This window comes from Halopseudomonas litoralis (assembly GCF_900105005.1).
GTDB lineage: Bacteria > Pseudomonadota > Gammaproteobacteria > Pseudomonadales > Pseudomonadaceae > Halopseudomonas > Halopseudomonas litoralis.
The window spans coordinates 248,341-268,012 of sequence record NZ_LT629748.1; the positions used below are offsets into that span (position 1 = coordinate 248,341).

General features: G+C 59.6%; 17 protein-coding genes. 7 read left to right on the top strand and 10 right to left on the bottom strand.

The features are described 5' to 3' along the window. Positions 1–32: 32 nt before the first annotated feature. The gene (locus BLU11_RS01275; RefSeq protein WP_090271675.1) at positions 33–488 is read left to right on the top strand and encodes a flavodoxin domain-containing protein; all 456 of its coding nucleotides are present in this window, start codon (positions 33–35) and stop codon (positions 486–488) included. A gap of 9 nt (positions 489–497) precedes the next feature. Here the strand turns inward: BLU11_RS01275 and BLU11_RS01280 are convergent, their stop codons facing one another. Continuing rightward, complete coding sequence (locus tag BLU11_RS01280) at positions 498–1,247, bottom strand: Crp/Fnr family transcriptional regulator (protein ID WP_090271676.1); 750 nt, start codon at positions 1,245–1,247, stop codon at positions 498–500. 120 nt (positions 1,248–1,367) lie between these two features. Here BLU11_RS01280 and BLU11_RS01285 point away from each other — a divergent pair, with 120 nt between their 5' ends. After that, positions 1,368–2,141: a class II aldolase/adducin family protein gene (locus tag BLU11_RS01285; RefSeq protein ID WP_090271677.1), complete on the top strand. Its 774-nt coding sequence runs from the start codon at positions 1,368–1,370 to the stop codon at positions 2,139–2,141. A 1-nt stretch (position 2,142) separates the two neighbouring features. Further along, positions 2,143–3,027, top strand: coding sequence for an alpha/beta fold hydrolase (locus BLU11_RS01290; RefSeq protein ID WP_090271678.1), 885 nt, complete (start codon positions 2,143–2,145; stop codon positions 3,025–3,027). An 11-nt stretch (positions 3,028–3,038) separates the two neighbouring features. On the opposite strand, the gene yaaA is transcribed toward BLU11_RS01290, so the two are convergent. From yaaA to BLU11_RS01335, 9 genes are all read right to left on the bottom strand, one after another. After that, positions 3,039–3,815 carry a peroxide stress protein YaaA gene (yaaA, locus tag BLU11_RS01295; RefSeq protein WP_090271679.1) on the bottom strand — a complete coding sequence of 259 codons (777 nt, stop codon included), beginning with the start codon at positions 3,813–3,815 and terminating at the stop codon, positions 3,039–3,041. 153 nt (positions 3,816–3,968) lie between these two features. Then, positions 3,969–5,351: a PhoH family protein gene (locus BLU11_RS01300; protein WP_090271680.1), complete on the bottom strand. Its 1,383-nt coding sequence runs from the start codon at positions 5,349–5,351 to the stop codon at positions 3,969–3,971. 274 nt (positions 5,352–5,625) lie between these two features. Further along, entirely contained in the window at positions 5,626–7,158 is a 1,533-nt protein-coding gene (gene rhlB, locus BLU11_RS01305; protein WP_090271681.1) for an ATP-dependent RNA helicase RhlB, read from the bottom strand. Between the two features lie 57 nt (positions 7,159–7,215). Continuing rightward, the gene (locus tag BLU11_RS01310) at positions 7,216–7,878 is read right to left on the bottom strand and encodes an alpha/beta hydrolase (protein WP_090271682.1); all 663 of its coding nucleotides are present in this window, start codon (positions 7,876–7,878) and stop codon (positions 7,216–7,218) included. A gap of 9 nt (positions 7,879–7,887) precedes the next feature. Beyond that, positions 7,888–8,454 carry an elongation factor P-like protein EfpL gene (gene efpL / locus BLU11_RS01315; protein ID WP_090271683.1) on the bottom strand — a complete coding sequence of 189 codons (567 nt, stop codon included), beginning with the start codon at positions 8,452–8,454 and terminating at the stop codon, positions 7,888–7,890. Positions 8,455–8,526: 72 nt separating this feature from the next. Next, positions 8,527–11,826 (bottom strand): mechanosensitive channel MscK, encoded by a 3,300-nt coding sequence (mscK, locus tag BLU11_RS01320; protein WP_090271684.1) that lies wholly within the window; start codon positions 11,824–11,826, stop codon positions 8,527–8,529. Between the two features lie 148 nt (positions 11,827–11,974). Next, positions 11,975–13,777, bottom strand: coding sequence for an acyl-CoA dehydrogenase (locus tag BLU11_RS01325; protein WP_090271685.1), 1,803 nt, complete (start codon positions 13,775–13,777; stop codon positions 11,975–11,977). Positions 13,778–13,916: 139 nt separating this feature from the next. Further along, entirely contained in the window at positions 13,917–14,891 is a 975-nt protein-coding gene (locus BLU11_RS01330) for a serine/threonine protein kinase (protein WP_090271686.1), read from the bottom strand. Between the two features lie 145 nt (positions 14,892–15,036). After that, positions 15,037–15,597 (bottom strand): ComF family protein, encoded by a 561-nt coding sequence (locus BLU11_RS01335; RefSeq protein ID WP_231702246.1) that lies wholly within the window; start codon positions 15,595–15,597, stop codon positions 15,037–15,039. Positions 15,598–15,831: 234 nt separating this feature from the next. Between BLU11_RS01335 and bioB the strand changes: the two genes are divergently transcribed. The 4 genes from bioB (at position 15,832) to bioC (ending at position 19,668) form a co-directional block, all read left to right on the top strand. Next, positions 15,832–16,881, top strand: coding sequence for a biotin synthase BioB (gene bioB / locus BLU11_RS01340; protein WP_090271688.1), 1,050 nt, complete (start codon positions 15,832–15,834; stop codon positions 16,879–16,881). Positions 16,882–17,001: 120 nt separating this feature from the next. Continuing rightward, on the top strand, positions 17,002–18,174 hold the full coding sequence (gene bioF / locus BLU11_RS01345) for an 8-amino-7-oxononanoate synthase (protein WP_090271689.1): 1,173 nt from the start codon (positions 17,002–17,004) through the stop codon (positions 18,172–18,174). After that, positions 18,171–18,887, top strand: a complete 717-nt coding sequence (locus BLU11_RS01350; RefSeq protein ID WP_090271690.1) for an alpha/beta fold hydrolase — start codon at positions 18,171–18,173, stop codon at positions 18,885–18,887. Before bioF ends, BLU11_RS01350 begins: the two co-directional genes overlap by 4 nt. Beyond that, entirely contained in the window at positions 18,880–19,668 is a 789-nt protein-coding gene (gene bioC, locus BLU11_RS01355; RefSeq protein WP_231702247.1) for a malonyl-ACP O-methyltransferase BioC, read from the top strand. The genes BLU11_RS01350 and bioC overlap by 8 nt, the downstream gene beginning before the upstream one ends. Positions 19,669–19,672 lie beyond the last annotated feature (4 nt).

Consider the following 19,672-nt stretch of genomic DNA (forward strand, 5'->3'; position numbering starts at 1 on the left):
TGCGCCCGGTCAATTTTCAAAGGGGGCAGAAAATGCATCTGGCAATACTCAGTGGTTCGGTTTTCGGTACCGCCGATTTTCTCGCGGACGAGGCAGCTGAGCGCTGTACCGCAGCAGGTTTGCAGGTCAGCCGGATCAACCCACCCTCGGTCGATGCTCTGCTGGATGCTGGCGCGGATGCGATTCTGGTGTGCTGTTCGACCACCGGTATGGGTGAGCTGCCCGACACCATAGTACCGTTCTACAGCGAGATGCAGACGCGCTTTCCGCTGCTGACCGGCGTTCCTTTCGGGGTGATCGGGCTGGGTGATTCGTCCTACGCCGATACCTTTTGTCAGGGCGGTGAGCAGATTCGCGAACTGCTGCTGGAGTTGCAGGCGCGCGAAGCCTTGCCCATGCTGCAGCTTGATGCCAGCGAGACGGTGACTCCCGAGACTGATGCCCAGCCCTGGCTGGATGAGCTGATCGTACTGCTGAAAAGCGCCTGAGGTATTTCTTCAGAGCAGACTATCGGTACCGGTCGCCAGGCGGGTCAGCGCTTCCTCATCCAGAATGGTGATCTGGCTGTAGTGGATGCTGATCCAGCCGGCCTGTTCGAGTTTCTTCAACAGTTTGTTGATGCTCTGGCGCGAGCTGTTGAGCATCAACCCAAGCATTTCCTGGGACAGCTGGATCGATAGCCGTTCGTTACCCAGGGCCACGTCGCCATAATACTGCGCATGCATCAGTAGCCGCTTGGCCAGTCGGGCGGGCAGCGGCAGCAGAGCGCTGTCTTCCATCATGTTGAAGGACAGGCGCAATCGCCGACACAGCAAGCGCATGAAGTGTGGGTACAATTCGGGACGGTGCCCAAGCAGCTGCTGGAAACCCTTGCGAGGAATCATCAACACCTCGGTAACGCCCATGGCGTGGGCATCATGGGTGCGTGGCAACCCGTCAAACAATGATATTTCACCAAACCAGTTGCCGGGACTCAATACCGTCAGCAGCGCTTCGCGGCCATCGGCGCCGGTATTGCTGATGCGCATGGCGCCCGTGCTGACGCCATACAGGCCATCCGGCAGATCACCGCGGGCATGCAGCCGCTGGCCATCCTCCAACCGGCGCAGCCGTGCCATCGACACCATCTCACTGATGCAATCCGCCGGCAGGTCGCGAAACCACCGGTTGCGCTGCAGCAGCGCGACATGTTGGTCGCTACCATGCTGCGACACTGTAAGCTGGTTGACAGTGCTGTCTGCTGCCACGTTCTAGACTCTCCTCAAATGCCCGGTCAGCATATATTGCCGCTGAATATGCGCAGTATGCCGCAGTTGACCGAAAAGTCCTGCCCCCGGCGCGTCCCTACATACAAGAGGATCACCTCCATGAATGCAATTCAGTCACTGCCCGTAACCGATGTTCAGGCGCTGGTCAGCGCCGAGGAATGGCAGACCCGTGTGGATCTCGCGGCCTGTTACCGCCTGATCGCCATGCAAGGTTGGGATGACGTGGTCTTTACTCACGTATCGGCCAAGATTCCGGGCACTGAACACTTCCTTATAAATCCCTATGGATTGATGTTCGAGGAAATGACTGCCTCCAATCTGGTCAAGATCGACCTGCATGGCAACAAGGTCATGGATTCGCCTTACGAAATCAACCCGGCAGGTTTCACCATTCACAGCGCGGTGCATGAGGTACGGCATGACGCTGGTTGCGTATTGCACACCCATACGCCGGCCGGGGTCGGCGTGTCCTGCCAGAAGGACGGCATCCTGCCGATTTCTCAACAGGCGCTGTTCGTCATGTTCAGTCTGGCCTACCACGACTATGAAGGGGTGGCGCTGAACGAAGAGGAAAAGGTACGGCTGCAGGCGGACCTGGGCAGAGCCAACAATCTGGTGCTGCGCAATCATGGTCTGCTGACCTGTGGCAAGACGGTGTCCGATGCCTTCCTGACCATGTACACATTGCAACGCTGTTGCGAAATTCAGGTCGCGGCCCAGGCGGGCGGCGGCGAGCTGCTGACCATTCCCCAAAGCATTCTCGATGGCGCCAAGGAAAGCATGCGCAAGGTGACTCGTGGCGCGGGCAGCGGTATCGCCTGGCCGGCACTGCTGCGCAAGCTGCAGCGGGTCAACCCGGGATTCGATGTCTGATATGGATCGGCTCGCGGGCATCGCCCTGAGCGACTGGCAGGCTCAGGCGCGGGAATTCGATTTCCGCGGTCACCCGCTGCGTTACTGGGAGGCCGGGCAAGGCGAGCCGCTGTTGCTGATCCACGGTTTTCCTTCGGGGTCCTGGGACTGGCACTATCTGTGGCAGCCATTGGCTGAGCGCTATCGGGTCATCGCCTGTGACATGCTCGGCTTCGGCTTTTCTGCCAAGCCGCGGCGGCACAGCTACAGTCTGTTGGAGCAGGCCGACATCCAGTCGGGTCTGTTACGGCAACTGGGTGTGTCGAACTACCACATTCTGGCCCATGACTACGGCGACAGCGTAGCGCAAGAGCTGTTGGCGCGGGATCTGGAAGGTGAGCGGCGGATTGGCAGTCTGTGTTTTCTCAACGGCGGCCTGTTCCCGGAAACGCACCGGCCAGTGCTGCTGCAGAAGCTGCTGATGAGCCCCATCGGTTTTCTGATTGGTCGGCGTTTCAGTAGGGCGCGGTTGGCTGAAAACTTCGGCAAGGTGTTCGGGCCGCAGACGCAGCCCGATGAAGCTGAGCTGGATGCGTTCTGGCGCATGATCGAGACCAACAACGGCCCGGCGGTGATGCACAAGCTGATTCATTACATGGCTGAGCGGCCGGTGCACCGCGAGCGTTGGGTCGGCGCCATGCAGCGCACTCCAGTGCCGATGCGAGTGATTGACGGTGCGGTCGATCCGATCTCGGGCTCCCATATGGTGGCGCGTTACCGGGAATTGATTGCCGAGCCTGACACGGTCTTACTGGAAGGTATCGGGCATTATCCGCAGATCGAAGCGCCAGAACGGGTGTTGGCTGGCTATCTGGCGTTTCGGGACAAGCTTGAACAGAGCAGCTGAGCTGCCCTGTTTCACTTCTGCTCTTCGCGCAGGAACACCAGTTTGTCGGGGCTGGAGCTGGCCTTGTCGTAGTAGTACCCCTCGAGGTTGAAGTCCTTCAGGCCTTCGGGGTCCTTGAGCCTTTCCGTGATCACGTAACGGGCCATCAGACCACGAGCCTTCTTGGCATAGAAGCTGATGATCTTGTACTGGCCATTCTTCTGATCCTTGAATACCGTCTCGATCAGTCGACCCTTCAACGCCTTGGGTTTGACCGCGCCGAAGTATTCCTGGGAGGCGAGGTTGAGCAGCACGTCATCGCCCTGGTCCTGCAGGTCCTGGTTCAGCCAATCGGTAATGTCATTGCCCCAGAATGCGTACAGGTCCTTGCCGCGCGGGTTGGCCAGCTTGGTGCCCATCTCCAGGCGGTAGGGTTGCATCAGGTCCAGGGGACGCAGAATGCCATACAGCCCCGACAATATGCGCAGATGCTGCTGAGCGAAATCGAGGTCGTCCTCGCTGAAATCAACGGCGTTCATGCCCGTGTAGACGTCACCCTTGAACGCCAGCAAGGCCTGTTTGCTGTTGTCGGTAGTGAATTTTTCGCTGAAGCTGCCGTAACGGGCAACGTTCAGTGCAGCCAGCTTGTCCGAGAGGGACATCAGCTTGGCGATCTCCTGGGGAGATTTTTCCCGGAGCACGTCAATCAGCTCCTGGCTGTGATCCAGATAGCGCGGCAGGGTGTGGCGGTCGGTGGCCGGGGCTGTCTCGTAATCCAGGGTCTTGGCGGGGGAAATCACCATCAGCATGACAAAGGCTCCTTCGATTCGTTGCCCGGTATTATGCCGCATATGGGGCGTGAAGGCTTGCAATGGGTGTGATAGAGGGGGTTGATGAGCTAACTGGGGCGCCTCCAGCCCTCTCCCTCAAGGAGAGAGGGGCAGGGCGTGTCGAGCGCTGTTCTAGAGGTGAGTTTCGGCGTATTCAGCCAATATAGACCGCGGTACGCCTTGCAGGTGGATATGTACGCCGTGGGGGAAGTCCTTGAAGCACTCGGTCAGATAGGTCAGCCCCGAACTGGTGGCGTTCAGGTAGGGCGTATCGATCTGCGCCAGGTTGCCCAGGCAGACCACCTTGGAGCCGGCGCCGGCGCGGGTGATGATGGTCTTGATCTGGTGCGGCGTGAGGTTCTGGCTTTCGTCGATCAGGATGAAGCTTTGCTGAAAACTGCGTCCGCGAATGTAGTTGAGGGACTTGAACTGCAGCGGCACTCGATCGAGTATGTACTCGACACTGCCGTGGGTGCACTCGTCATCCATGTGCAGGGCTTCCAGGTTGTCGGTAATCGCGCCCAGCCAGGGCTCCATTTTCTCCTTCTCGGTTCCCGGCAGAAAGCCGATATCTTCATCCAGCCCTTGGGTACTTCGGGTGGCGATGATGCGTCGGTAGGTCTTGCTGACCATGGTCTGCTCGATGGCTGCTGCCAGCGCGAGGATGGTTTTGCCCGAGCCAGCAGCGCCGGTGAGGTTGACCAGGTGAATATTCGGGTCAAGCAGGGCATGCAGAGCCAGTGCCTGGAATGTATCTCGTGGGCGAAGCCCCCAGGCTTCCTGATGCATCAGCGGTTCCTGATGCATGTCGAGTAGCTGGAGGCTGCCTCCGTCAACCGCCTTGACCTGTCCGATGAAACCCTGCTCGTCAATGATGAAGTCATTGATATGCAGGGCTGGCAGAGGCTCGATGAGCTGAACTTCATGCACTGTATGACCGGTAAGCTGGCGGGTCTCGACCTTGTTAGCGCGATCCCAGAACGAGCCGTCCACCTCATGATAACCGCGGGCCAGAAGATTGATGTCATCCAGCAACTGATCGGTGTGATAGTCCTCCGCGTCGATACCGCAGGCCCGGGCCTTGAGCCGCATGTTGATATCTTTCGATACCAGGGCGATGCGGTTATCGGGGTGGCGCATCTGCAGTTGGCACAGCTGGTTGATGATCTTGTTGTCGTTGAGGTCGTTGGGCAGGCAGTGGGCGGGAAGCGGGGCCTTGTCCATCAAAATGGCAAGGGTACCGTGGGCGCCGAGCTTGCCTCGTTGAATGGGAACGCCCGATTCGACCAGGTCGGGTGGCGCATCGGCCAGGGTCTGGTCGATCAGCCGGATGGCCTGGCGACAGTCCGCTGCGGTGCTGGTCTTGCCGGATTTGAGCTTGTCGAGTTCTTCAAGGACGGTCATCGGGATGATGACGTGGTGTTCTTCGAAATTGAGCAGTGCGTTAGGGTCGTGGATGAGGACGTTGGTATCAAGTACGTAGAAGGTGTGTCGGGTTGCTCCGCACGCTTCCATGGGCTATTACCTCGCAATGGTCGCAATCACGAGACTGGATCAGGCGTCGGTCCGCACCTGGCAGTCCGCAGGCCGACTCGCATTACCCGGCGGTATCAATGGATTACCGCTGGGTTTCGGTCGGTTGATTGAGGTATAGCTCAAAATAAATGACAGTCACAAGCATTGTGCAAGTAAATGTGAAAGTTAGTAGCTAACGGACCGGTGGTGGTTCACCGGGGCCGGATGCGGTATATAGTCATCGGCCCGGTTATCTGAAAACCTTTCAGAAACCTTAGCGGCGGTCCCGTCGCCCATCTCTTCTGTTGCCCGAACGCTTGCGGTTGGCCGCAGCAGCGGCAGCCTGCTCCGCCTCGTTGGCGTCGCTGACGGCTTTTTCCTCTGCTGTGCGTTGAAGCTTGGGTACCGGTTTGAGGTAGATCTCTTCCGGCGGAATGCATTCAAGCTTGTCACCCAGCAGCTCCTCGATGGGCGGTAGCTGGAATGCATCATCCTCGCCGGCAAAACTGATCGAGGTGCCCTTGGCGCCGGCACGACCGGTTCTCCCAATGCGGTGTACGTAGTCTTCCGGATCGTCCGGCAGGGTGTAGTTGATCACGTGGCTGATGCCATCGATGTGGATGCCGCGGCCGGCCACATCGGTAGCGACCAGTACCCGCAGTTTGCCTTCGCGGAAATTATCCAGGGTGCGTACACGCTTGTTCTGCGGCACATCGCCGGACAGCTGGGCGGCGTTGATGCCGTCGCGTACCAGGCGTTCCTGGATGCGGCGCACTTCGTCCTTGCGGTTGGCAAAGACCATCACCCGTTCCAGCTCCAGCTGGGTGATCAGGTTGTACAGCAGCTTGTACTTGTCGCTGCCGCTGACGGCGTAGACTTTCTGAGTGATGTTTTCCGAAGCGGGGCGTTCCGGTTCGATTTCGACGATGGCCGGCTCGACTGTCCACTGCTGCGACAGGTTCATCACGTCATCACTGAAAGTGGCGGAGAACAGCAGCGTCTGGCGGTCACCCTTGCGTGGCGTCTGGCGGATGATCTGCCGCACCTGGGGAATGAAGCCCATGTCCAGCATGCGGTCGGCTTCATCGAGGATGAGTACCTCGACCAGATCCAGATGCACTTCGCCGCGGTTACAGAAGTCCAGCAGGCGGCCGGGAGTCGCTACCAGGATGTCGCAGTATTTCTTCTCCAGCTGCTTGAGCTGCTTGTCGTAATCCATGCCGCCGACAAAGCCCATGACGTTCAGCCCACAATGCTTGGTCAGGGCTTCGGCGTCGCTGGCAATCTGCATCACCAGTTCGCGGGTAGGAGCGATGATCAGTGCGCGCGGCTCACCCATGAAACGTTCATCCGGCGCCGGGGTTTCCAGCAGTTGGGTGATGGTTGAGATGAGGAAGGCGGCAGTCTTGCCGGTCCCGGTCTGGGCGCGGCCAATAGCATCATGACCGAGCAGGGTGTTGCCCAGCACTTCGGCCTGGATCGGTGTGCAATAGCTGAAGCCCTGATCCTGGATGGCGCGCATCAGGCTGTCGGGCAGCGGGAAGTCGTGGAAGCGTGTCTTGCCTTCTGCCGGCTCGATCGCGAAATCGGCGATGGACCACGGCTTGGCTGGCGGCGGGGCGGGTCGCGGTTTAGCTTGGCGGGTGCGCTTGGGACGTGCTTCCCTTGTTTCCTCCCGGGTTGCTGCTTCCGGCACCCGTGCAGCGGTGCTCGGGGTGACCGGAGCAGCCGCTGGCTCGATGTGCTTCTCGTGATGCGGCGCGGGCGTCTTGCCGGGCTTGAACAGTTTCTTCAGTGCTTTGAGCACAATATTCTCTCGATTGGATATGAATAATCACCGAGCAGTGTAAAGCAACCCAGGCGGTTAGCGAAGACCCAGACGGTCGACCAGCCAGGCGCGTATATCGTTGATCTCCTGCGGACATACTTCGTGGGCCATGGGGTAGGCATGCCAATGGGTGGTATGTCCGGCGTCACGCAAAAGATCATGGGCGCGGCGGCCCATTTCCGGCTGCAGGATGTCGTCGTGCAGACCGTGGGCGAAAAACGCATCCAGTACCGGTCCTTGATGCTCGCTCAGCATCTGTTCCAGAGTGGGGCCATAGGTTGATAGCGCCATGATGCCGCCCAGCGCCAAGCCACTTGCCAGAGCGGCATGCATGATCACCGCACCGCCCTGGGAGAACCCGGCCAGAATGATACGCCCGACATCGATGCCGCTGGCGATCTGCTCGTCGATCAGCGCCTGCACCATGGCGACCGATTCGGCCAGCTGCTGCATATTCATGACCCGCTGCGGCGTGACCGTCAGAATGTCGAACCAGCACGGCATGGGATAACCGCCGTTGATGGTTACCGGGCGGGTGGGCGCCTGGGGGAAAGCGAAACGCACACCATGATCAGTCGGCAATTCCAGCGCCTTGACCACGGGAACAAAGTCATAGCGATCCGCGCCCAGGCCATGCAGCCAGATGACGCAGGCATCAGCCGGCTGGGGTGACTCAATGATCAGGGGTTGGTTCGACATGCTTTATCCTCAGGCGCGCGACATGAATTTGCCGGTTTCGGTGTGGACGCGTACCACCTCGCCGGTTTCCAGGTACTCGGGAATCTGGATTTCCAGACCGCTGGCAAAACGGGCGGTCTTGGTACGGGCACTGGCGGACGATCCCTTGATCGCCGGCGGTGTTTCCTCAATGGCCATTTCCACCACGGCCGGCAGTTCGATACCCACCAGATTGCCTTCCACAATCAGGCCATAGACACCCTGAATACCATCGTGCAGATAAGGGATCTGCTCTTCGAGGGCATCCTCATTCAGGGTGAACTGGGAATAGTCCTCATTATCCATGAAGGTATAGCCGTCAGCATCCAGATAGAGAAACTGCACCGCGCGCTTCTGAAAGTCGATGGGGGCGAGGAAGTCATCTCCGGTCAGGCTCTGGTCGAGCTTCTGTTTGGTCTGCACATGGTTGAAGCGCACCTTGTACAGCGTGGTACCGCTGCGCGAGGAGGGGCTCTTTACATCGATCTGCGACACGATATACGGCTGGTTGTTGATCTGAACGATCTGGCCTTTCTTCAGTTCGGCGGCTTTCGGCATGGTGCTGGCTCGGTCACGTGGAGAAAAACGCTATTGTGCGTTCCTCCCCGGTCGCCGTGCAAGCTGCATACTTCACTCTCCTTGGCTGCTGACCAGGCGTTGCAGTCCCTCGCTGTTGAGCAGATTGACATCAATCTGCCGGGAGGCGATTTCGATATCGTTTTCGGCGAAAAGGCGATCAATCTCGCGGTTGGTTTCATCAATGGCCGCGTTGCGGTCGATCAACTGGCGCACATGCATGCGCAGCTCATGCTCGAGCCGGTGGTCATTGAAGTCGAAAAAGAACACCAGGGGTTCGGGGTCATCCAGCACCCGCGGATTGTCTTGGGCTATCTGTAACAGCAGCTCGCGTACCCGCGTCACATCCGAGCCTTTGGCTACGGCGATTTTCACCGTTACCATGGTGATGGTGTCGGATAGCGACCAGTTGATCAGATGCTCGGTGACAAAGGTCTTGTTCGGGATGATGATTTCCTTGCGGTCGAAATCGGTGATGGTGGTGGCGCGGATGCGGATGCGGTTGACCGTCCCGGTGAGGTCGCCAATGGTTACCACATCGCCGATGCGAACCGGCCGCTCGAACAGAATGATCAGCCCCGAGACGAAGTTGGCGAAGATCTCCTGCAGGCCGAAACCCAGCCCGACACCCAGTGCCGCCACCAGCCACTGCAACTTGCTCCAGCTGACCCCAAGGGCGGACAGACAACTGATGATGCCCACACTGACGATGAGATAGCTGAGCAGGGTGGTGATGGCGTAACTGCTGCCCTGGCGCAGTTCCATGCGCGACAGCACCAGAATTTCCAGCAGCCCCGGCAGATTGCGCGCCAGGGTGATGGTCAGCACGATGACGATAATCGCGCCCAGCAGATCGCCGGCACTCAACGGCTTCATCAAGGGGTTGTCGGCGGTGCCGCTGTTGTATTCCCACAGGGTGATGGATTCCAGATAGGAAGCCGCACTGATCAGGTCAGACCAGACCAGATACACCAGCACGCTGAACAGTATCAATAGAGCCAGCCGGCCCAACCGCAGTGACTGCTGATTGATCTGCTCCAGCTTGAGTTCAGGTATCTCCAGCGGTGTGTCGTTCTCGGTACCGTTGGCCTGTTCTTCCGCCTGACGCTTGCTGATTGCCCGCTGATAGGCGAGATGCCGGCCGGCCACACGCAGATTGCGCACCACGATACCTTGCAGCAGCATCCAGGCGGTGATCAGGTAGAGAGTGTCAATCATCCGATCCGCCAGACGGATGGCGGTGTAGTGATAACCCCAGACGGTCATGCCCGCCAGCACCAACGGTGTCAGGATCAGTATCAGCGAGGCCACGAAGTGGAATATCCGTGAATTGTTCAGAGGCTCGCTCTGGCGCATGAGACGGCCGACCAGCAGGCTGAACAGGCACAGGGTGGTGATCATGATCAGCCGGCCCAGCACGTCCCGGTCCAGGTGCTCCGGGTTGGTGGTGCCCAGGCTGATGATCAGCACCATCGGCAAGAGGACCCAGGCGAGCCGCCGAATCAGCCTGCGCATGCGCGAGACCTTGGTCGCGGACCAGCGGAAATGCAGGATGGTGATGCCCTGGGGGTCGAACAGCCGATATAGCAGGTGCAGTACGAACCAGCTCACTGACAGGTGCAGCAGCGCCTGCCCGAGCGTTGGCATGGCCGGTGTATCACCATAACTCAAGCCGAAGCCGGCGCCGGCCAGCAGTATGGGTATCGGCAACACCCAGGCCGCCGTCAGCAGCAGCGCAAGGGGGGTGGTGCGCTGGCTGTCGAAGCGGTAATGACCGACTTCGTCGTGGAGCTGCTGCAGACGTGTACGCAGCCGCTTGCGCAACAGCATCGGTATTGTCGCTACTGCCAGGAGCAGCGCCAGCCAGCCCGGATTGTCCCTGAGCGTCAGCAACAGGCGCTGAGTCTGCGGCAGGGGCTGCAGATCCTGCCACTGGGAGAGCATCTGCTTTGGCAGATTGAGCAGCCAGGTACGGTTGATGGGCGGATTGCTGGCCACCCAGAACAGCTGATCATCAATGGTTTGTTGGAGCTTGGTGCTCAGTTGCTGCAGCTGATCTTCGTTGATCTGCAGGGCGACAGCCTCACCCAGCAGGGTATTGATATGGGTGCTGAGCTGGTCCACCAGCGTAACCCGACTGCGAATCAGTTGCAGCAGATCCTCGCGCAGCGCATCCCGCTGCTGCTCCGGTAGCTGATTGAGCAGTCGCGTGAGATAGGCTTCCTCGTTGCGTAATTGCTCGCGCAGCTGATTGATCTCGAATTGGCGCAGGCGCATGTTCGCTACTGAGTCGGGCAGTGTCCGATCAATCTGGACAACCGGCAGCGCCTGTTTCTCCTGGTGCAGTATGCGCGATAGCAACAGACTGCCTTCCAGCACGCTGATCTGCTGATCCAGCGCGCTTTCCAGTTGCGTGAGGTAATCGACTTGCTGAGAGGTCTGGATATTACGGCGCGACAGGGTGCTGATGCGGTTGGATGATTCCAGTAAATCTTCGCTGATCCGCTGATTGATCAGGCTCTGCTTGTGCAGCAACTGGTGATTGCTGATCTGTGTTGATTCGGCGGCGGTGTCGCTGATGACCTGCTCCGACAGGCTACGTCTCTTCTCGTCGAGGACGTCCTGTAAGATATTGATTTCCTTGTCGATATTGCCCAGCTCGGCGAGTAGGAGGCGACGCTTTTCATTGGCCAGTTCCAAAAGCGTGTTATTGGCTGACAGTTGCTGGCGCAGCAGCGAATTGGATTGTTCCAACTGGGTCAGCTCGGCCTGGATGGCGGCTTCCCGCGCACGATTCAGCTGATTCTGCGGCTGGCGCTGCAGTTGACGCAGTTGCTCGTTGAGTTCATTGGCGCGCGATTGGTTGGCGGAGATCCGGCTCTGGGTCTTCTCCGGACGGGTTTCGGCGGAAATCAGCTCGCTGTTGATCGCGGTCAGCTCGTTCTGCCAGTCATACATCTTCGCCACCTGATCACCCAAAGTTGCGTCGAGCGTCTGCAGCGTGCTGGGGGAGAAGCGCTGGTGCAGTTGTTCTTCATTGATCGGCTTCAGTGCCTGGATTCGTTGGCGCAGCTGGCGCAATTCTTCAGGAGCGTTGTCGAGCGTCGATTGCAGCTCGGTCTGCTGTTCCCGCAGGGATTCGGTCCGTTGCAGAGCGGTCAGCGTTTGCTCCCAGGCTTCCTGCAGCTGCTGTTGTTCAGCAGCGGATTTTCCGCTGTCGGGCAGAGCAGCGATATCCGCCTGCAAGCGCTCGATGGCGCTGACATCGCTGTCGCTCTCCTGGGCATTGGCTGCGGGCAACAGCAATGACAGGCATGCGAACAGAATGAACGGCAACAGATGAAGGCGTGACATGGATAGCAATCCGCTGGGGGCTGATGGCTAGGTTAGACGGCGGGGCGGGGTAATGAAAGGGGGGAGGGGGAGGCTTGTTTGCGGACGTGACTTGAACGGCATGGCTCCCCCTCTCCCGCGATGGGAAAAGGGGGAGCAGAGGAATGCCTTAAAACCAACTATCCTGCATCTCCATACACGTCTGGTCACGTGCGTCGAGCAGATCCAGTTCATGGTGGCAGGCCGGCACTTCCCAGGTCAGGAAGTACCGCGCAGCCTGCAGTTTGCCACGGTAGAAGCTCTCATCGGCCGCATTGCCTCTGGCCAGTCCTTCCTCGGCCCGAATCGCCTGTTCCAGCCAGCGCCAACCAATCACTGCATGACCAAACACCTTCATGTACAGCGCCGAGTTGGCCAGGGTTTCGTTGACCTTGCCGCTGCCCAGATCAGTCAGCAGTGCCTGTGTAGTGGTCTGCAGGCGCTGCAGCAGTTGTTCCAGCGGTGCACGCAGTTCTTCCAGCGACGCATGTTCGGCGGCACGCTGAATGCTGTCCTGAATCAGACCGGTCAGCTGGCGCAGGCCGGCACCCTTGTTCTGGGTCAGTTTGCGAGCCAGCAGATCCAGTGACTGGATGCCGTGGGTGCCTTCGTGGATCGGGTTCAGGCGGTTGTCGCGGTAGTACTGCTCCACCGGGTATTCGCGGGTGTAGCCGTGGCCGCCGAGAATCTGGATCGCCAACTCGTTGGCCTTGAGGCAGAACTCCGACGGCCAGGATTTGACGATCGGGGTCAGCAGGTCCAGCAGCTCGTTGGCCAGCTGACGCTGTTCCTCGGTGGTGCCGGTCTTGCCGTCATCCACCAGGCGGGCACAGAACAAGCCCAGATCGAAAGCGCCTTCAACATAGGCCTTCTGCGTCAACAGCATGCGGCGCACGTCGGTATGTTCAATGATTGCCACCTGCGGGCTGGTCGGATCCTTGCCATCGGGGAGGCGACCCTGCGGACGCTCACGCGCATACTCCAGCGAATACAGGTAACCGGCGTAGCCGAGCATGATGGCGCCCATGCCAACACCGATACGCGCCTCGTTCATCATCTGGAACATGTAGGCCAGGCCCTTGTGCGGCTCGCCGACCAGATAACCCACGCAGTTGCCATTGTCGCCGAAGTTCAGCGCGGTGGAGGTGGTGCCGCGCCAGCCCATCTTGTGGAACAGGCCAGCCAGGACCACATCGTTGCGCTCACCCAGGCTGCCGTCGTCGTTGACCAGGAACTTGGGCACGATGAACAGGGAAATGCCTTTCACACCGGGCGGGGCGTCGGGCAGCTTGGCCAGCACCATGTGCACGATGTTTTCCGACAACGGATGATCGCCCCCGGAAATGAAGATCTTGTTGCCCTTGATACGATAGGTGCCGTCACCAGCCGGCTCGGCGCGGGTGCGCAGGTCGGACAGGGAAGAACCCGCGTGCGGCTCGGTCAGCGCCATGGTGCCGAAGAAGCGGCCTTCGATCATCGGCTGGAAGAAGCGCTGTTTCTGGTCTTCGGTACCGAACTTGCCGATCAGGTTGCTGGCGCCCATGGTCAGCATCGGATAGGACGAGGTGGCGATGTTGGCCGACTGGAAGTGGGCAAAGCACGCGCGCGACAGCAGGTTCGGCAGCTGCATGCCGCCTTCCTCGAAACTGCGTCCGGCATTCTGGAACCCGGCTTCGATAAAGGCATCGACGGCAGGCTTGACCTCGGGAATCAGCACCGCGGAGCCATCCACATACTCCGGCTCATTCTCGTCGCTCTTGCGGTTATGCGGGGCGAAGAACTTTTCCGCTATCTGCCGCGCGGTAGCCAGCGCGGCATCGAAGGTCTCGCGGTTGTGATCAGCGAAACGCTCGCGTTGGGTCAGTTCCTCGGCGTTCAATACTTCATAGAGTTCGAACGCCAGGTTGCGTGAGTCGAGCAAGGTATCGGTCATGGTTGCACCCCTGTGAGGTCACCTCTGTCATCCGTTGATTTGCAGAGGCTGCGAAGAATAGTGTGCCGCAGTGTATGCGGCACATTGGTCGTCGGGGAACAGCCATTGATGGTATTGATGAAGCAGGATCAGAAGAGCTTCAGAACAGCCGCAGCGTTGGTTCATCCAGTGCAGCGCGCTGTTCGCGCAAGGTGAGAATCTGATCGGCCCAATAGCGCTCGCTGGCAAACCAGGGAAAATGCATGGGAAAGGCAGGGTCATCCCAGCGGCGGGCCAGCCAGGCGCTGTAATGGATCAGCCGGATGCTGCGCAGGGACTCGATCAACGGCAGCTGGCGCGGGTCGAAGTCGTGAAATTCGTTGTAGCCGTCAACCAGCTCGGCCAGTTGCGCCTGACGCTGATCGCGCTCGCCGGACAACATCATCCACAGATCCTGAATCGCCGGGCCCTGGCGGCAATCATCCATGTCGACCATATACAGGCTTTCATCGCGCCACAGCAGGTTGCCGACGTGCAGGTCGCCGTGCAGGCGGATGGTCTGGTATGGGTATGTGCGGTAGATCTCATCGATGCGCGCCAGCAGGTCATCGGCCACGGAAAAGTAGGCTGGACGCAGGCTCGCCGGCACGCTGTCATGCTCGCGTAACCAGGCAATGCTCTCGTGGCCGAAGGATTGCACGGTCAATTCCGGGCGATGTTCAAAGGGGCTCATGGCGCCGACTGTATGCAATCGCCCGAGCAGACGGCCGAGCATCAGCAGATGATCGGGATTGTCCAGCTCCGGGGCGCGACCGCCGAAACGCTTGAACAGACTGAAACGAAAGCCGGCAAACTCGAACAGCGTCTGGCCGTCGATCTGCATAGGCGGTATCACCGGGATATCTCGTTCGGCCAGCTCCAGGGAAAACTGATGCTCTTCCAGAATCGCCGCATCACTCCAGCGCTCCGGGCGGTAGAACTTGGCAATCAGTGGCTGGCCGTCTTCGATACCGATCTGGAATACGCGGTTTTCGTAACTGTTCAGCGTTAGCGTACGGGCATCGCTGAGAAAACCGAGCGACTCCACCGCGTCCAGCACGGTATCGGGGGTCAGCAGGGCGAAAGGGTGACTCATCAACAACTCCTGATGAGCGGCGAGCCGCAAGCCGCAAGTTACAAGCAATCCGTATCAATCGGATCGCTACTCAATTGATTGCAGCTTACAGGGAATCACCACATACCAGCCAGCCGCACGGACAACTTGGCGAATGCCGCTACGACTAAGGTGTGCGTGCGACGCACCAAATGCTGACGCTGGCCGCGCCGGCGTCCAGCAGGATGCGGCTGGCTTCGTTGACCGTGGTGCCGGTGGTCACGACATCATCGATCATGGCGATGTGTTTCCCAGCGATGCGTTCCGGATGACGACAAACAAAGGCATTCTGCAAGTTCCGCCGGCGGGCCTGGGCGTCCAGACCTTGTTGGGGCGCTGTCGGCCGTTGCCGCACCAGACTGTGACGATCCACTGGCAGCTTCAGCAGGCGGGCAATCGGGCGGGCGAGTTCCAGCGCCTGGTTGTATCCGCGTTGTGCCTGGCGAACGCGGTGCAGCGGCATGGGGATCAGCAGATCGGGGAGTGCTTGCTGCCGCTCCTGGTAATGCTGGGCAACGGCCTGGTGCAGCAGGCGCGCGAGTAATCGACCATAGGTCAGTTGCTGATGGTATTTGAAGGAGGGGATGAGACTGTCCAGCGGAAAGCTATAGCGGAACGGCGTCACTACTTGAACGAAGGCGGGCTGATTATGCTGGCACTGACCACACAGCTGATCCGGGGAGGGCATTGGCAGAGCGCATTGACGGCAGGCCGGACCCAGCCAGGGCAAGTCGCCGAGACATCCATGGCACAGGCACTCCGGAATGCCCGTTGCTGACCCCAGACATAAAAGACAGCGGTTGAATTGATTAAAAGATAGCCAGTTGTAAACCTTGTTGATCATAAGTGGTTGACAGTCTCCATGCCGTCATTATCATGCGTTGCATAATGAAATCCATACCGACTCCAAGGATATGCCCCGATGACTGCGTCTGCTACCCGTCACGACTGGACTCCGGCAGAAGTGCTGGCCCTGTTCCGCCAACCCTTCAACGATCTGCTGTTCCAGGCGCAAACGGTGCATCGCCAGCACTTTGATGCCAACCGCGTTCAGGTCTCGACCTTGCTGTCGATCAAGACCGGTGCCTGTCCTGAAGATTGCAAATACTGCCCGCAGTCTGGCCACTACAACACCGGCCTGGACAAGGAAAAGCTGCTGGAAGTACAGAAAGTGCTGGATGAGGCGGCAGCGGCCAAGGCCATTGGCGCCACCCGTTTCTGCATGGGTGCAGCATGGAAGCATCCTTCCGAGAAGGATATGCCTTATGTGCTGCAGATGGTGCGCGGTGTCCGTGAACTGGGTCTCGAAACCTGCATGACATTGGGCAAACTGACCAAAGAGCAGACCGCCGCACTGGCCGATGCGGGGTTGGATTATTACAACCATAACCTGGATACCTCGCCGGAGTTCTACGGCAATATCATCACCACCCGTACCTATAGTGACCGCTTGCAGACGCTGTCCTATGTGCGTGATGCGGGCATGAAGATCTGCTCGGGCGGGATTCTTGGTATGGGTGAATCGCTGGAAGACCGCGCTGGTCTGTTGATCCAATTGGCGAACCTGCCAGAGCACCCCGAAAGCGTGCCGATCAACATGTTGGTCAAGGTCGTTGGTACGCCACTGGAAGATGCCGAGGACATCGATCCCTTCGATTTCATCCGCATGCTCGCCGTAGCACGCATCATGATGCCGAAATCACACGTGCGTCTGTCTGCCGGCCGCGAGCAGATGAGCGAACAGACCCAGGCGCTGGCGTTCTTCGCCGGAGCCAATTCGATCTTCTACGGTGACCGTCTGCTGACCACCAGCAACCCGCAGGCAGAGAAAGACATGCGCCTGTTTGACCGCTTGGGTATCAAGCCCGAGGAGCGCCAGGAGCATGATGATGAAGTGCATCAGGCGGCGATCGAGCAGGCGCTAATCGAACAGCGCGACAGCGCCATGTTTACCAATGCGGCGGTGGTCTGAGCATCGCCGCGTGATCAAGCTGTCCGAATAATTGCACCGGCGAGTGCCGGTATCCTGAAATTCTTGAGTCTGCACGGCAAGCTCGGTATCTGAGCTTGCTGCTGGCAGCCGCGTGGACCTATGTCTTTTGACCTATCCAGCCGCCTGGCCGAGCGCCGCGCTGCCCACCTCTACCGCCAGCGCCCGCGGCTGACCTCGCCGCAGGATGTACAGGTGACGGTCGACGGACAGCAGTTGCTGGCGTTCTGCAGCAATGACTATCTGGGCCTGGCCAATCATCCCGAAGTGGCTGAGGCCATGGTCGAGGGCGTGCGCCGCTGGGGTGTTGGCGGCGGTGCCTCGCATCTGGTGATTGGTCACAGCGAGGCGCACCACCAGTTGGAAGACGCGCTGGCAGAATTGACCGGTCGGCCGCGGGCGCTGCTGATGTCCAGCGGTTACATGGCCAATATAGGAGCCATTACTGCACTGGTCGGGCAGGGCGATACCGTTCTGCAGGACCGGCTCAACCACGCCTCGCTGCTGGACGCCGGGTTACTCAGTGGCGCGCGCTTTTCCCGCTATCTGCACAACGATGCAGACAGCCTGAACAAACGGTTGGCCAAGGCCGTCGGCAATACCCTGGTGGTCACCGACGGCGTGTTCAGCATGGATGGCGATCTTGCCGAGCTGCCGGCTATTTGCGCCCAGGCCCGTGCCCGAGGCGCCTGGGTCATGGTTGATGATGCCCATGGCTTTGGTTGTCTGGGCGAGCAGGGCGGAGGGGTTGTCGAGCATTACGGATTGAGCGTCGATGACGTGCCAGTACTGGTGGGTACGCTGGGCAAGGCCTTTGGTACGGCCGGCGCCTTTATTGCAGGCAGTGAAGAGCTGATCGAAACTCTGATCCAGTTTGCCCGGCCCTATATCTACACCACCAGCCAACCGCCGGCGGTGGCGTGGGCGACGCTGAAAAGCCTGCAATTACTGCGCGAGGAAGGCTGGCGCCGGGAACACCTGGCGCGGCTGATTGCGCGCTTCCGTGAGGGCGCCAGTGCACTTGGTTTGCAGTTGATGGACAGCGCCACGCCGATCCAGCCGCTGCTGATTGGTAACAGTGAACGCGCCATGCAGCTGTCCGCTGCGTTGCGTGAGCGCGGCATTCTGGTGACTGCCATTCGCCCGCCGACGGTACCTCAGGGCACGGCTCGATTGCGCGTTACCCTGTCTGCTGCGCATAGTGGGGAGGATATTGACCGCCTGCTGGGTGCTCTGCAGCAGGCTCTATCCAGCTTGCCGGAGATAAGCGCATGAAACACATCACTCTATTACCAGGCTGGGCGCTGGCGCCGGACAACATGCAGCCGCTGCGCGAGGCGTTGCTCGAGCGTATCTCGAACGTCACTGTGGATATTCTGCCACTGCCAGCGATTCAGCTATCGAGTCTGGAAACCGACCTGAGTAGTCTTGCTCAACAGATCAAGCCGGGCGTGCTGATTGGCTGGTCCCTGGGTGGCATGCTTGCGGTGCAGCTGCATCGGCGATTCCCCGAGCACTTCCCCCAGATCGTTACCCTGGCCGCCAATGCCTGCTTTGTTGAACGCAAAAGCTGGGCTGACGCCATGCCAACGGACATATTCAAGGCGTTCTATAACGATTATCGCGATACGCCGGAGAAAACCCTCAAGCGCTTCGCTCTGCTGGTCACCCAGGGCAGTCCACATGCCAGACAACTGGCCAAGAACCTGTCCTGGGATGCATTGGATGCCGATCAGCGTCTGCACTCCCTGGCCGTACTGGGCATGCTCGATAACCGCGTGGCATTGAGTCGTCCGACCCAGCCCATGCTGCATTGCCTTGGGGCGCTGGATGCGCTGGTGCCTGAAGGCGCTGCACCAGCCATCGCGGCGCTGCATGAAACATCCAGCGTGGCGGTGCATCCTCAGGCTGGCCATGCCTTGCCGCTGGAGCAACCACTCTGGCTGGCCGAGGAAATCGCCGGATGGCTGGAGTCCGGGCATGCCTGAGCAATTGCCTGACAAACGGCTAATTGCCGATTCATTCAGTCGCGCGGCGGCGACCTACGATCAAGCCGCCGCTCTTCAGCGCACCGTTGGCAGCAATCTGCTGGCGCGCTTGCCAGTGGATTTCGCGCCCACCGAGTTGATCGATCTGGGATGCGGCACCGGTTATTTCAGCCGCGCGCTGCATGAGCGGTTCGGGCAGCGGGTCATGGGTCTGGATCTGGCTGAAGGCATGCTGCGGCATGCTCGTCAGATCAGTCCGGAAGTAACCCAGTGGGTGGCGGCCGATGCCGAAGCCTTGCCGCTGCGCTCGAACTCGCAGGATCTGATCTTTTCCAGCCTGGCGCTGCAGTGGTGTCCAGATCTGTTGTTGGTGCTGCGCGAGGCGTATCGGGTGCTGCGTCCCGGCGGCTGCCTGGCTTTCAATACCTTGCTGGAAGGCAGTCTGCACGAGCTGCGCACGGCCTGGCGGGCAGTCGATGATTTTGTTCACGTCAATCGTTTCATGGTGCCCGCTGAGCTGGAAAGCATACTGGCTGCGGCGGGTTTTGCCGACTGGCGCTGCGAGGTGGAAGAACACACCCTGCATTACCAGCGTCTCGGGGAATTGACCCACGAACTCAAGGCGCTCGGCGCGCATAACATCAATCCCGGCCGGCCGGGTGGCCTCACCGGCAGGGCGCGACTGCGCCTGCTGACTGAAGCTTACGAACGTTTCCGCACAACCCGGGGGCTACCTGCCAGTTGGCAAGTGGCACAGATACTGATGTTCAAACCCATCTGAGACG